General features: G+C 64.8%; 14 protein-coding genes and 1 pseudogene. 12 read left to right on the top strand and 3 right to left on the bottom strand.

The annotated features are described in order from the left end of the window. Window positions 1–504: 504 nt before the first annotated feature. Together BVH06_RS18250 and BVH06_RS18245 are read right to left on the bottom strand one after the other, a co-directional pair. Complete coding sequence (locus BVH06_RS18250) at window positions 505–843, bottom strand: EscU/YscU/HrcU family type III secretion system export apparatus switch protein (protein ID WP_075930644.1); 339 nt, start codon at window positions 841–843, stop codon at window positions 505–507. Continuing rightward, the gene (locus BVH06_RS18245; protein ID WP_075935013.1) at window positions 840–2387 is read right to left on the bottom strand and encodes a flagellar hook-length control protein FliK; all 1548 of its coding nucleotides are present in this window, start codon (window positions 2385–2387) and stop codon (window positions 840–842) included. The genes BVH06_RS18250 and BVH06_RS18245 overlap by 4 nt, the downstream gene beginning before the upstream one ends. Window positions 2388–2516: 129 nt before the next feature. Here BVH06_RS18245 and ccmA point away from each other — a divergent pair, with 129 nt between their 5' ends. The 12 genes from ccmA (at window position 2517) to BVH06_RS18185 (ending at window position 12227) form a co-directional block, all read left to right on the top strand. Continuing rightward, the gene (ccmA, locus tag BVH06_RS18240; RefSeq protein ID WP_075935012.1) at window positions 2517–3140 is read left to right on the top strand and encodes a cytochrome c biogenesis heme-transporting ATPase CcmA; all 624 of its coding nucleotides are present in this window, start codon (window positions 2517–2519) and stop codon (window positions 3138–3140) included. Next, the gene (gene ccmB / locus BVH06_RS18235; protein ID WP_075935011.1) at window positions 3137–3808 is read left to right on the top strand and encodes a heme exporter protein CcmB; all 672 of its coding nucleotides are present in this window, start codon (window positions 3137–3139) and stop codon (window positions 3806–3808) included. The genes ccmA and ccmB overlap by 4 nt, the downstream gene beginning before the upstream one ends. A 56-nt stretch (window positions 3809–3864) precedes the next feature. Next, window positions 3865–4623 carry a heme ABC transporter permease gene (locus BVH06_RS18230; protein ID WP_139315675.1) on the top strand — a complete coding sequence of 253 codons (759 nt, stop codon included), beginning with the start codon at window positions 3865–3867 and terminating at the stop codon, window positions 4621–4623. Further along, a complete protein-coding gene (gene ccmD / locus BVH06_RS18225) occupies window positions 4620–4796 on the top strand; it encodes a heme exporter protein CcmD (RefSeq protein WP_027905095.1) in 177 nt (58 codons plus the stop codon). The genes BVH06_RS18230 and ccmD overlap by 4 nt, the downstream gene beginning before the upstream one ends. Beyond that, window positions 4793–5257, top strand: a complete 465-nt coding sequence (gene ccmE / locus BVH06_RS18220) for a cytochrome c maturation protein CcmE (protein WP_075930639.1) — start codon at window positions 4793–4795, stop codon at window positions 5255–5257. The genes ccmD and ccmE overlap by 4 nt, the downstream gene beginning before the upstream one ends. Continuing rightward, the gene (locus BVH06_RS18215; RefSeq protein ID WP_075935009.1) at window positions 5254–7227 is read left to right on the top strand and encodes a heme lyase CcmF/NrfE family subunit; all 1974 of its coding nucleotides are present in this window, start codon (window positions 5254–5256) and stop codon (window positions 7225–7227) included. Before ccmE ends, BVH06_RS18215 begins: the two co-directional genes overlap by 4 nt. Beyond that, a complete protein-coding gene (locus BVH06_RS18210; protein WP_075935008.1) occupies window positions 7224–7760 on the top strand; it encodes a DsbE family thiol:disulfide interchange protein in 537 nt (178 codons plus the stop codon). The genes BVH06_RS18215 and BVH06_RS18210 overlap by 4 nt, the downstream gene beginning before the upstream one ends. After that, window positions 7757–8242: a cytochrome c-type biogenesis protein gene (locus BVH06_RS18205; RefSeq protein WP_075935007.1), complete on the top strand. Its 486-nt coding sequence runs from the start codon at window positions 7757–7759 to the stop codon at window positions 8240–8242. Before BVH06_RS18210 ends, BVH06_RS18205 begins: the two co-directional genes overlap by 4 nt. Then, window positions 8239–9447, top strand: coding sequence for a c-type cytochrome biogenesis protein CcmI (ccmI, locus tag BVH06_RS18200; RefSeq protein ID WP_075935006.1), 1209 nt, complete (start codon window positions 8239–8241; stop codon window positions 9445–9447). Before BVH06_RS18205 ends, ccmI begins: the two co-directional genes overlap by 4 nt. Beyond that, window positions 9444–9794: a hypothetical protein gene (locus BVH06_RS18195; RefSeq protein WP_075935005.1), complete on the top strand. Its 351-nt coding sequence runs from the start codon at window positions 9444–9446 to the stop codon at window positions 9792–9794. The genes ccmI and BVH06_RS18195 overlap by 4 nt, the downstream gene beginning before the upstream one ends. A 600-nt stretch (window positions 9795–10394) precedes the next feature. Next, window positions 10395–11234, top strand: coding sequence for an IclR family transcriptional regulator C-terminal domain-containing protein (locus tag BVH06_RS18190; RefSeq protein WP_075930633.1), 840 nt, complete (start codon window positions 10395–10397; stop codon window positions 11232–11234). A 165-nt stretch (window positions 11235–11399) separates the two neighbouring features. Further along, window positions 11400–12227: an SDR family oxidoreductase gene (locus BVH06_RS18185; RefSeq protein ID WP_075935004.1), complete on the top strand. Its 828-nt coding sequence runs from the start codon at window positions 11400–11402 to the stop codon at window positions 12225–12227. A 103-nt stretch (window positions 12228–12330) separates the two neighbouring features. On the opposite strand, the pseudogene BVH06_RS26070 reads toward BVH06_RS18185, so the two are convergent. Continuing rightward, window positions 12331–12459, bottom strand: a pseudogene (locus BVH06_RS26070) (IS110 family transposase); the annotation flags it as partial.

Here is a 12459-nt window from a genome sequence, read left to right as displayed (position 1 = left end):
TCGCTCCGACCGAAGGATTCCTTATCGGCGTTTGCGGTGAGTATGGGGTGGGGGAATTCTCCCACTGTCTGGCTTGTCGCTTGCAGAAGCCGCGCATGTCCCTCCACCCCCGACAGGTTCCTAGCCTAGAACATACAAGCCGCGACCCCGCGGCGAATCGTGCGTACGACGCCGCTCTTGCAACAAGGCCACAACCCTTTCGCGCCGAGGTCGGCGCTCCCACGCAGGTGGTGGGTTGCTCGCGGTCATTATGGGAGCCGCGACCCCGCGGCGAATCGTGCGTACGATGCCGCTCTTGCAGCAAGGCCACAATCCTTTCGCGCCGGGTCGGCGCTCCCACACAGGTGGTGGGTTGCTTGCGGTCATTGTGGGAGCCGCGACCCCGCGGCGAATCGTGCGTACGACGCCGGTCTTGCAACAAGGCCACAATCCTTTCGCGCCGGGTCGGCGCTCCCACGCGAGTAATGGGATGCTCGCTCCCACAGGGGCGGCGGAGCGCCGTAGTCAGCGCCCGGTTTTCTTGCCCGGCCCTTCGAGCATCAACGGCTCATCCTTCGGCTTGCCCCGTGGGTCGAAACCGGCCGGGAACTTGCCTTTCAGGTACCAGGCGAAGGCGATGATTTCCGCGATGCAGCGGTACAGCTGCTCGGGTATCGCTTCGCCCAGTTCCAGGCGCGCGAGCAGGCGGACCAGCTCGGCGTTCTCATAGATCGGCACATCATGGGCGCGGGCAATGGCGAGTATGGCCTCGGCCAGCTCGTCGTCGCCCTTGGCGCTGAGGTTGGGGGCATTCTGGCCGTCGTAGGTGAGGGCGATGGCCTGGCGGGGGGCTTTACTGCTCATGCGGTTTCATCGACCCAGCGTTGTTCCAGGGAGGTTTTCGGGCCTTGCGGCGGCGTGCCCTGGCTGCAGGCAAGCTCACCAACGGTGAGGCCGGCCGCCACCAATCGTTCACGCAGGTTACCCAGCTCCCGGTCGATGAGGCCGGCAGTGCTGGCGCGCTCAGCCCATAGCTGGCTGGACAGGCTGCCGTGGGCCAGCTGCGCCTGCACCTGCAGCGGCCCCAGCGGATCGAGATCGAACGCCAGGTCGATCCGCCATAGCGCTTCCTTGGGATCCTGCTTGGCGGAGGGTGCCGGCTCCTCGTGCTGAATCTTCACCTGCAGCGGTACCAGTTCGTGCTGATTGCGCATCGGCACTTCCATCTGCCAGGTGGTCAACAGCTGGCCCTCGGGGCCGACCTGGCTCTGCGAAAGGCTCGACAGCTGGTGCGTCTGCAGGCGCGAGATGGCGGCCGCGGCGAGCTTGAGCAGTGCCTCCAGATCTGCCTCCTCATCCATCGATTGCAGCAGGCGGCTGGGCAAGGGAAAGCTCATCGCCTGCTGGCGGCCGCTGCTCTGGCCGATATTGCCCAGCACATTGCGGGCGAAAGCAGGCAGTGCCTGGGTCATGGCGTTGGCCGAGGCGGTAGCGGCCGCCAATGGCGCTGCGCCTGGCAGCAGTGGCAGCAACTGGCTGACCAGGCGCAGCAGGTTGGCCTTCATGTCGGTGCCCATGCCGCCAGTCTGGCCGGCCAGTAGCTTGCTCTCGAGAAACAGCCCGCTGTTTTCCAATGCCTTCATCAGGCTTTTGCCATCGCTCATCTGCTCGCCAGTCGGCAGGCCTGCCAGCAGTTTGTCGATGCTGCCCTTCAAACCGTCGGGCAGCCCACCTTGGCCACCCATGCCCTTGAGCGCAGCCATCAGTCCCTCCAGCGAGCCCTGGCGGCTTTGCTGGTTGCCAAGCTGTTGCAGCAGTGCCAATTGGTCGAGGCGGCCGCTGAGTGGCAGGAATGCCAAGGACTGATCCCCCTGCACCCGGGCGCTGAGCAGGCTGCCGGGTGGAAGATCGAGTGTGGTTTCCAGGCTCAGGGTGTTGCCGGCCAGCCCGGTGTTGAGCAGATTGACCAGCACTTTGAAAACGGTCGCCTGTGCAACCTGTACGGGCATCGCCTCGCGGGTGAGCACTTTGCCTTGCAGCAGGGTGCCAACGGGCAATTGTTCGAGGTCGATGCTGGTCAGTGGTTTGTTGCCACCAGCTAGTACGGCCAATGCCAGGCGGGTGTCGGAGAGCGCCGTGACCGTCAGCGCCGTGCCCTGGGCGAGCGGCTGTGGGCTGCTGGCCTGCACCGTTGCCTGGCGGCCGCCGTCCAGGTTCAGGCGCAGCATGAGCTGGAAGTTCTGTGCCACTTCCTTGCTACCCACCACCTCGGCCTTGGCGCTTTCTCCGGGCATCATCAGGCCGTCGAGCGGCTTGAGCAGCTTCACAGCCAGGTCGGCGGCGCTCACCGCCGGTCTATTGGCGGCGGAAGGCGGTGCAATCGGACGCGATCCACTGATCTCGGTCATTAAGTCTCATACTCTGGGCCCACGCACGCTGCGGGTGAGCAGGGCGGGCATGTATACTCGCGGCCAATCCGAACGTCCGCAAGAGTATAGCGGCCGCAATCGTCTCGACTTGAACCAGGTGCCCGCGTTGTGAGCAGTCCCTTTCTCGAAGCAACTGCGCTGTCCTGCGAACGGGACTGGCGCCTGCTGTTCGAGAACCTCGACATCGCCCTGGATGCCGGGCAGATGCTGCAGGTTTCCGGGCCCAACGGCAGCGGAAAGACCAGCCTGCTGCGCGTACTCGCCGGTCTCAGGCCGCCCACCAGTGGCACCGTTCGCCTCAATGGCCAGCCTCTCGCCAGCCGCAGTGGTGAGCTGCTGTGGATCGGCCATGCCGCGGGCATAAAGGGGCTGCTCAGCGCCGAAGAAAACCTCGCCTGGCTGTGCGCCCTGCATCGCCCGGCGAGCCGTGAACGGATCTGGCAGGCTTTGCAGGCCGTCGGGCTGCGCGGTTTCGAGGATGTGCCTTGCCACACGCTTTCCGCCGGGCAGCAACGCCGCGTGGCCCTGGCTCGGCTGTATCTGGACAGCCCGCCTTTGTGGATTCTCGACGAACCCTTCACCGCGCTGGACAAACAGGCAGTGAGCCAACTCGAAGACCACCTGGCCGCGCATTGCCGGAGCGGCGGCCTGATCGTGCTGACCACGCACCATGCCCTGAGCCGCGTACCGGATGGCTATCGCGATCTTGATCTGGGACAGCATGCCGCATGAAGAGCCTGTTTATGCTGCTGGTCGTGCGCGAGGCGCGGTTGCTATGTCGCCGCCCCGCAGAGCTGGCCAATCCACTGGTGTTCTTCGCTATCGTCATCGCCCTGTTCCCGTTGGCCGTCGGGCCGCAAACGCAACTGCTGCAGAGCCTGTCGCCCGGGTTGGTGTGGGTCGCGGCGCTGCTGGCGGTCCTGCTCTCGCTCGATGGCCTGTTTCGCAGCGACTTCGAAGATGGCTCCCTGGAACAATGGCTGCTTTCCTCGCACCCTTTGCCGGTGCTGGTGTTGGCCAAGGTCGCGGCGCACTGGTTGTTTTCCGGCCTGGCTCTGGTGCTGCTGTCGCCCTTGCTGGCATTGATGCTGGGCCTGCCGGGCCGTTGCCTGCCAGTGCTGTTGGCCTCTCTGTTGCTTGGCACGCCCATCCTTAGTTTGCTGGGCGCTATCGGCGCCGCGCTTACGGTTGGCCTCAAGCGTGGCGGGCTGTTGCTGGCGCTGCTCATTTTGCCTTTGTACATCCCGGTGCTGATTCTCGGCAGCGGAGCCTTGCAGGCGAGTCTGCAAGGGTTGCCGGTGGCCGGGCATCTGCTCTGGCTGGCCAGCCTCACCGCGTTGACGGTAACCCTGACACCCTTCGCCATAGCCGCCGGCCTGACTATCAGCGTCAGCGAGTGATTGAACGTGCTACCGGGGATGGCCGCGGGCCATTACCTCGGAGAATGATGAGTGACCTGATGAACTGGACATGGTTTCACAAGCTGGGCTCGCCCAAATGGTTCTACGAAATCAGTGGCCGCTGGTTGCCTTGGCTGGCCGTCGCCGCGGCCGTGCTGCTGGCCGTGGGCACCGTCTGGGGCTTGGCCTTCGCGCCGCCGGATTACCAGCAGGGCAACAGTTTCCGGATCATCTACATCCATGTGCCGGCGGCGTTTCTGGCCCAGTCGATCTACGTGATGCTGGCGGTGGCCGGGGTGGTCGGCCTGGTGTGGAAGATGAAACTGGCCGATGTCGCCCTGCAGCAGGCTGCGCCCGTCGGTGCCTGGATGACCGCCATCGCGCTGATCACCGGCGCCGTGTGGGGCAAGCCGACCTGGGGCACCTACTGGATCTGGGACGCGCGCCTGACTTCGATGCTGATCCTGCTGTTCCTGTATTTCGGCGTCATCGCCCTCGGCCAGGCGATCAGCAACCGCGACAGCGCCGCCAAGGCCTGCGCGGTGCTGGCAGTGGTCGGGGTGATCAACATCCCGATCATCAAGTACTCGGTGGAGTGGTGGAACACCCTGCACCAGCCGGCCACCTTCAGCGTCATCGACAAGCCGGCGATGCCGGTGCAGATGTGGCTGCCGTTGCTGATCATGGTGCTGGGCTTCTACTGCTTCTTCGCGGCGGTGCTGCTGATGCGCATGCGCCTCGAAGTGCTGCGCCGGGAAGCGCGCAGCAGCTGGGTGAAAGCCGAGATCCGTACGCTGGTGGAGGGCAAACGATGAACTTCGCGTCATTCGCCGACTTTCTCGCCATGGGCAACCACGGCCCCTACGTGTGGTCGGCCTACGGTATCTGCTTGGTGGTGCTGGTGCTCAATGTGCTGCTGCCGCTGCGCGCCAGACGCCGTTACCTGCAGGATGAGGCGCGCCGTATGCGCCGGGAGGAGTCACGTTGAACGCCGTTCGCAAGAAGCGCCTGCTTATCGTCCTGGCGATCGTCGCCGGCGTCGGTATCGCCGTGGCGCTGGCCCTGAGCGCCCTGCAGCAGAACATCAACCTGTTCTACACCCCCACGCAGATCGCCAACGGCGAGGCGCCGGTCGATACCCGCATCCGCGCGGGCGGGCTGGTGGAAAAGGGCTCGGTAAAGCGCTCCAGCGATTCGCTGCAGACCGACTTCGTGGTCACCGATGGCGCGGCGCGGGTGACCATCCGCTTCCACGGCATCCTGCCGGATCTGTTCCGCGAGGGGCAGGGCATCGTCGCCATGGGCAAGGTCGATGACGCCGGCCTGCTGCAAGCCGACGAAGTGCTGGCCAAGCACGACGAGAACTACATGCCGCCGGAGGTCAAACAGGCCCTGGAGCAGAGCGGCATGAACAAGCATTACGAGAAAGCCGGGGAGGCCGCGCGATGATTCCCGAACTCGGCCACCTGTCGATGATTCTGGCCCTGTGCCTGGCCCTGGTGCAGGCGACCCTGCCGCTGATCGGTGCCTGGCGTGGTGACCGCCAGTGGATGAGCCTGGCACAACCGGCCGCCTGGGGGCAGTTCGCCTTTCTGGCGTTCGCCTTCGCTTGTCTCACCTACGCCTTCATGATCGACGACTTTTCCGTGGCCTACGTCGCGCAGAACTCCAACACCGCGTTGCCCTGGTACTACAAGTTCAGCGCCGTGTGGGGCGCCCACGAAGGCTCGCTGCTGCTCTGGGCCTTGATTCTCGGCGGCTGGACCTTTGCCGTGGCGATCTTCTCGCGGCAGCTGCCCGAGGAAATGCTCGCCCGCGTGCTGGGCGTGATGGGCATCATCAGCGTCGGCTTCCTGCTGTTCCTGATCGTCACCTCCAACCCGTTTACCCGCTTGCTGCCCAACGTGCCGGCCGATGGCCGCGACCTCAACCCGCTGCTGCAGGACTTCGGCCTGATCACTCATCCGCCGATGCTGTACATGGGCTACGTGGGCTTCTCGGTGGCCTTCGCCTTCGCCATCGCCGCGCTGCTCGGCGGCAAGCTGGACGCCGCCTGGGCGCGCTGGTCGCGGCCATGGACCATCATCGCCTGGGCTTTTCTCGGCATCGGCATCGCCCTGGGCTCCTGGTGGGCCTATTACGAGCTGGGCTGGGGCGGCTGGTGGTTCTGGGACCCGGTGGAAAACGCCTCGTTCATGCCCTGGCTGGTCGGCACGGCGCTGATCCACTCCCTGGCGGTGACCGAGAAGCGCGGTGTGTTCAAGAGCTGGACGGTGCTGCTGGCCATCGCCGCGTTCTCCCTGAGCCTGCTGGGTACCTTCCTGGTGCGCTCCGGCGTGCTGACTTCGGTGCATGCCTTTGCCAGCGACCCGGAGCGCGGCGTGTTCATTCTCGCCTTCCTGCTGCTGGTGGTCGGTGGCTCGCTGACCCTGTTCGCCTTGCGCGCGCCGGTGGTGCGCAGCCAGGTCGGCTTCGGCCTGTGGTCGCGGGAAACGCTGCTGCTGGCCAACAACCTGATTCTGATGGTGGCCGCCTCGATGATTCTGCTCGGCACCCTTTATCCGCTGGTACTCGACGCCCTGAGCGGCGCCAAGCTGTCGGTCGGCCCGCCATATTTCAATGCGCTGTTCGTGCCGTTGATGGGCCTGTTGATGGCCGTGCTTGCAGTCGGCGTGCTGGTGCGCTGGAAGGACACGCCGCTGCGCTGGCTGATCGGCATGCTCACCCCGGTGCTGGTCGCCAGCGTGGCGCTGGCGTTGCTGGCCAGCCTGCTATGGGGCGATTTCCACTGGGCGGTGCTCGGCGTCTGCCTGCTGGCTGCCTGGGTAACCCTGGCCGGGCTGCGCGACATCCAGGACAAGACTCGCCACAAGGGCTTTTTCAAAGGCATGGCCAGCCTGGGCCGCAGCTACTGGGGCATGCAGCTGGCGCACCTGGGCCTGGCCGTATGCGCGCTGGGGGTGATCCTCACCAGCCTCGGCAGCTTCGAGCGAGACATGCGCATGGCGCCGGGCGAGGCGGTGGAACTGGGTGGCTATCGCTTCGTGTTCGAAGGGGCCGCGCACCATGAAGGGCCGAACTTCATTTCCGACCGCGGCACGGTGCGCATCTTCGATGGCGAGAAGCAGATCGCCGTGCTGCACCCGGAAAAGCGCCTGTACACCGTGCAGCAGTCGGTGATGACCGAAGCCGGCATCGACGCCGGGCTGACCCGTGACCTGTTCGTGGCTCTCGGTGAGCCGCTGGGGCAGGGCGCCTGGGCGGTGCGCATCCATATCAAACCCTTCGTTCGCTGGATCTGGCTGGGCGCCCTGATGATGGGCTTCGGCGGCTTTCTCGCTGCTGCCGACAAGCGCTACCGGATGAAAGTCAAAACCCGCGTGCGTGACGCGCTGGGCCTGCAGGAGGCACGCGCATGAGACGTCTGATCTTGTTGCTACCGCTGGTGATCTTTCTCGGCGTGGCGCTGTTTCTCTATCGCGGGCTGTTTCTCGACCCGTCCGAGCTGCCGTCGGCATTGATCGACAAACCCTTCCCGGCATTCTCGTTGCCGGCGGTGGAGGGTGATCAGTTGATCACCCAGCAGAACCTGCTTGGCAAACCGTCGCTGGTCAACGTCTGGGCCACCTGGTGCGTGGCCTGCAAGGTCGAGCACCCGGTACTCAACAAGCTGGCGTCCATGGGCGTGAACATCCATGGCGTCAACTACAAGGACGACAATGCGGCCGCGCAGAAATGGCTGAGCGAGTTCCATGATCCGTACCAGCTCAATATCAGCGATCCCAAGGGCACGCTGGGCCTGGATCTCGGCGTATACGGCGCCCCTGAGACCTTCTTCGTCGATGCCAAGGGCATCATTCGCCACAAGTTCGTCGGCGTGCTCGACGAGGCGATCTGGCGCGAGAAGCTGGCGCCGCTGTACCAGCAGATGGTCGACGAGGCCGGCCAATGATGCGTCTGTTGAGCGGCCTGGTTCTGCTGCTGGCGCTGGGCGGTGTCGCCCAGGCGGCCATCGATACCTACGAATTCGCCAGCGAAGCCGAGCGCGCCCGCTATCGCCAGCTCACCGAAGAGCTGCGCTGCCCGAAATGCCAGAACCAGAACATCGCCGATTCCGATGCGCCGATCGCCATGGACCTGCGCGCCGAGATCTACCGCATGCTCGAGGCCGGTGACAGCAACGCGCAGATCATCGATTACCTGGTCGCCCGCTATGGCGATTTCGTGCTCTACAAGCCACCTGTCAGTGGCCGCACGCTGCTGCTCTGGTATGGCCCTGCGGCGCTGTTGGTCGGCGGTTTCATCGTGCTCGCGGTGATCGTTCGCCGTCGTCGCAAAAGTGACGGGCCGGCTGCCACTGGCCTTTCCAGCGAAGAACAGCAACGTCTGGCGCACCTGCTCGAACAGGCGTCTGAGGATAAGAAAGCCCCATGATCGAATTCTGGTTGTCCGCTGGCCTGCTGTGCCTGGTCGCGGTGAGTTTCCTGCTCATCCCGCTGCTGCGCGGGCGCAAGGTGCAGGCCGAGGAAGATCGCACCGCCCTTAACGTCACCCTCTATCAGGAGCGCCTGCGCGAGCTGGAGCAGCAGCATCAGGCCGGTACTCTGGATGCCGCGCAGTGGCAGGCTGCCCGTGACGAAGCGGCCCGCGAGCTGCTGGCCGACACCGATGGCAGCGAAGCTCGCCAGGCTCGTCGCCTCGGCCGTGCCGTGCCGCTGCTGGCGGTGGTGCTGGTGCCCGTGCTGGCCGTGTCGCTGTACCTGCAGTGGGGGGCCATCGACAAGGTCGAGCAGGCGCGTACCTTCTCTGGTGAGCCGCACAGCATCGAGGAAATGACCGCGCGCCTGGAACAGGCCGTGCAGAATAATCCGGAGTCCGCCGAGGGCTGGTATTTCCTCGGCCGCAGCTACATGGCCCAGCAGCGCGCGGCGGATGCGGCAAGGGCATTTGGGCAGGCGGTCAAGGTTGCGGGGCGCGAGCCGGAGCTGCTCGGTCAGTGGGCTCAGGCGCTGTATTTTGCCGCTGGCAAACAGTGGAGCCCGCAGCTGGATGCGCTGACCAGCGAAGCCTTGAAAGCCGACCCGGAGGAGGTGACCAGCCTGGGCCTGCTGGGTATCGCCGCCTATGAGGAGCAGCGCTTCGCGGATGCCATCGGCTACTGGGAGCGACTGGTCGCCGTGTTGCCCGATGGCGACCCCTCTCGGCAGGCGATTGCCGGTGGTATCGAGCGCGCGCGTCAGGAGATGGGCTCGCAGGCCGAAGACGGTGCTCCCGCGCAATCGCAAGCATCGGCCGGTCTGCAAGTTCGTATCGAACTGGCGCCTGCGTTGCGTGACAAGGTGCAGCCCGGTGATGCGGTGTTCGTATTTGCCCGCGCCGCATCCGGGCCGCCAATGCCCCTGGCAGCCAAGCGCCTGACGGTCGCCGACCTGCCGGCCGAAGTCAGCCTCTCGGACAGCGATGCGATGATGCCGCAACTGAAACTTTCCGCGTTCGAGCAGGTTCAACTGGTAGCGCGCATTTCGCGCGCCGGCGATGCGAAAAACGGCGAGTGGATCGGCCAGGGGCAACCAGTGGCCAGCAGCACCCAGGACGTGCAGCGCCTTGTCATCGATAGCCCTGACGGCACACCACCATGAACAGACTGATTTCGGCTGCCGTGGCAGCCACCTTGTTAAGCCTCGCTGGTTGTACCCTGCATAGCCCGGCCCCTGGCAAGCCCGACGGCGGCCCTACGGCGCCTACCGGCTCGCCGCCGGTGAGCAAATCCCACCCGCGCTTCGCGCCGCCGCCGGGCGTGTCCAGCCACTGGAATGGCGCACTTGGCGTCTACGAGATCGATTCCGAGCGCGATACTTATTACCGCGAACGCACCTTCTATCGCTGGCAGGACGGCTGGAGCTGGGCCGGCACCCTGCAAGGCCCCTGGGAGCCGGTGGACAGCACCGGCGTGCCGCCTGCGCTATATCGCCACCACGCGCAGTAGTCATCCTGTAGAACGGTCGCGTTGGCGCGCCGCGATATCGGCGTCGTACCCACGATTCGCGGCCGGGGTCGCCGCTCCTACGCGATCTCATGAAGCCCACATTCATGTAGGAGCGCCGACCCGGCGCGAATGATGGTGGCCTTGCTGCGATATCAGCGTCGTACCCACAATTCGCGGCGAGGTCGCCGCTCCTACAAGATCGCATGAAGTCCACATCCGTGTAGGAGCGCCGAATCGGCGCGAATGGGGGTGGCCTTGCTGCGATATCGGCGTCGTGGACACGATTCGCGGCGAGGTCGCCGCTCCTACGTTATGTAGGAGCGCCGCCCCGGCGCGAATGATGGTGGCCTTGCTGCGATATCGGCGTCGTACCCACGATTCGCGGCGGGGTCGCCGCTCCTACAAGATCGCATGAAGTCCACATCCGTGTAGGAGCGCCGAATCGGCGCGAATGATGGTGGTCTTGCCGTGATATCGGCGTCGTGCCCATGATTCGCGGCGAGGTTGCCGCTGTTACAGGATCACATGCAACTCGTTCCCTTGCGATTATCGAACCGCAGTTCGATAATCGCGCAAACAGTCTGGACGAGTGACAGTGCCATGCCCGAATCCCGTTCCGTGCCCAGCTCAATGGCGCCGCCGATCATCGCGTCGCCGGCCAAGCGCATCGAAGCCTTTACCGGCGACCCTAATTTCATGACTTCGCTGGCCCGGGGCCTGGCGGTCATCCATGCGTTCCAAGAGCGCAAGCGCCACCTGACCATCGCCCAGATCAGCCACCGCACCGAGATCCCTCGCGCAGCGGTACGCCGTTGCTTGCACACGCTGATGAAGCTCGGCTATGTGACGACCGATGGGCGCGTCTACTCGTTGCTACCCAAGGTGCTGACCCTGGGCCATGCGTATCTGTCCTCGACGCCGATGGCCGTGACCGCGCAGCCGATTCTTGATCGCCTCAGCGAACAGCTGCACGAGGCCTGTTCGATGGCTACGCTGGAGGGCGACGAGATTCTCTACATCGCACGTTCGGCGACGCCTCAGCGGCTGATCTCCGTTGACCTGAGCGTGGGTAGCCGCCTGCCGGCGTACTGTACGTCGATGGGCCGCATCCTGCTGGCGGCGCTGGATGACGCCGCGCTGGACGACTACCTGAGCCACGCCGACCTGCAGGTGAAAACCAGCCGCACCTTGCACACACCCGAAGACCTGCGCGCCAACATCGAGGAGATCCGCCGGCAAGGCTGGGTGATCATCGATCAGGAGCTGGAAGTCAGCCTGCGCTCCATCGCCGTGCCGCTCAAGGACTCCGCCGGCCAGGTATTGGCGGCGCTCAACGTCGGCACCCATGTGGGCCGCGTGTCGCGCCAGGAGCTGGAAAACCGCTTCCTGCCCATTCTGCTGGAAGCCAGCCACGAACTAAGCACGCGTTTGTTCCAGTAGCCTGGCAGACGTGGCCCGCTTCGAACGCAGCGATACTCGGGAGTCGAAGCAGCTTCCCTATCCACCCCGCGGTACACCCATTCAACAACCTGATGATGGCTGGGCGCTGCCTGCGCCTTCGCTACACTCGGGCTGTCTTTCATTGGCCAGCAGGGCAGGTTGAGCATGAGCAATCGGATGATGATCACGGGGGCCGGCTCCGGCCTGGGGCGCGAGTTGGCGCTGCGCTGGGCGCGCGAGGGCTGGCGCCTGGCGCTTTCGGACGTCAACGACGCCGGGCTGGCAGAAACCCTGCGCCTGGTGCGCGAGGCGGGCGGCGACGGCTTCACCCTGCGCTGCGACGTGCGTGACTACAGCCAGCTGACTGCCCTGGCGCAGGCCTGCGAAGAGAAATTCGGCGGCATCGACATCATCGTCAACAATGCCGGCGTCGCCTCGGGCGGCTTCTTCGCCGAGCTTTCGCTCGAGGATTGGGACTGGCAGCTGTCGATCAATCTGATGGGCGTGGTCAAGGGCTGCAAGGCGTTCCTGCCGCTGCTCGAGCGTAGCCGCGGGCGCATCGTCAACATTGCCTCCATGGCGGCGCTGATGCAGGGCCCGGGCATGAGCAACTACAACGTCGCCAAGGCTGGCGTGGTGGCGTTGTCGGAAAGCCTGCTGGCCGAACTCAAGCCGTTGCAGGTCGGTGTGCATGTGGTATGCCCTTCGTTCTTCCAGACTAACCTGCTCGACTCGTTCCGCGGGCCGACGCCGGCCATGAAGGCCCAGGTCGGCAAGCTGCTGGAAAGCTCGCCGATCAATGCCGAGTTCATCGCTGACTACATCTTCAAAGCCGTCGCCGCTGGCGAGTTCATGATCCTGCCGCACGAGCAGGGCCGCCAGGCCTGGGCGCTGAAGCAGAAGAACCCGCAGTTGCTGTATGACGAGATGACCCTGATGTGCGAGAAAATGCGCGCCAAGGCGGCCGGGCAGCGCGAGGCGAAGACGTCTTAAGCCTGTCGCGACCTTTGGGTTTATGGGCGTTTGTATCCCCGTGAGTCGGCTGCAATTAGGCAGAAGCGGGCATCGTGCGCTTTTGTAGATACCGTCTTAACCTTCACCTCGCAATAGCGAGTTGCGGGTTAAAGGGCTGGCCGGATTTGAGGACCCCGTAAGCGATGCATAGCAGCTTGCGCATGGCCGCGCAGACGATCTGTTTGCCGGCCTTGCCTTTTGCTCGCAGTCG

The organism is Pseudomonas sp. PA27(2017) (assembly GCF_001945445.1).
Taxonomy (GTDB): domain Bacteria; phylum Pseudomonadota; class Gammaproteobacteria; order Pseudomonadales; family Pseudomonadaceae; genus Aquipseudomonas.
The sequence above is the reverse complement of the archived record's forward strand: the minus strand, read 5'-3'. Positions and strand labels throughout refer to the sequence as shown.

Excerpts from the sequence above, each read along its gene's own strand:
- BVH06_RS18195 (WP_075935005.1), top strand. The coding sequence starts at position 9,444 with ATGAACAGACTGATTTCGGCTGCCGTGGCAGCCACCTTGTTAAGCCTC.
- BVH06_RS18210 (WP_075935008.1), top strand. The coding sequence starts at position 7,224 with ATGAGACGTCTGATCTTGTTGCTACCGCTGGTGATCTTTCTCGGCGTG.
- ccmD (WP_027905095.1), top strand. The coding sequence starts at position 4,620 with ATGAACTTCGCGTCATTCGCCGACTTTCTCGCCATGGGCAACCACGGC.
- BVH06_RS18190 (WP_075930633.1), top strand. The coding sequence starts at position 10,395 with ATGCCCGAATCCCGTTCCGTGCCCAGCTCAATGGCGCCGCCGATCATC.
- ccmB (WP_075935011.1), top strand. The coding sequence starts at position 3,137 with ATGAAGAGCCTGTTTATGCTGCTGGTCGTGCGCGAGGCGCGGTTGCTA.
- BVH06_RS18215 (WP_075935009.1), top strand. The coding sequence starts at position 5,254 with ATGATTCCCGAACTCGGCCACCTGTCGATGATTCTGGCCCTGTGCCTG.
- ccmI (WP_075935006.1), top strand. The coding sequence starts at position 8,239 with ATGATCGAATTCTGGTTGTCCGCTGGCCTGCTGTGCCTGGTCGCGGTG.
- BVH06_RS18205 (WP_075935007.1), top strand. The coding sequence starts at position 7,757 with ATGATGCGTCTGTTGAGCGGCCTGGTTCTGCTGCTGGCGCTGGGCGGT.
- BVH06_RS18245 (WP_075935013.1), bottom strand. The coding sequence starts at position 2,387 with ATGACCGAGATCAGTGGATCGCGTCCGATTGCACCGCCTTCCGCCGCC.
- BVH06_RS18185 (WP_075935004.1), top strand. The coding sequence starts at position 11,400 with ATGAGCAATCGGATGATGATCACGGGGGCCGGCTCCGGCCTGGGGCGC.
- BVH06_RS18250 (WP_075930644.1), bottom strand. The coding sequence starts at position 843 with ATGAGCAGTAAAGCCCCCCGCCAGGCCATCGCCCTCACCTACGACGGC.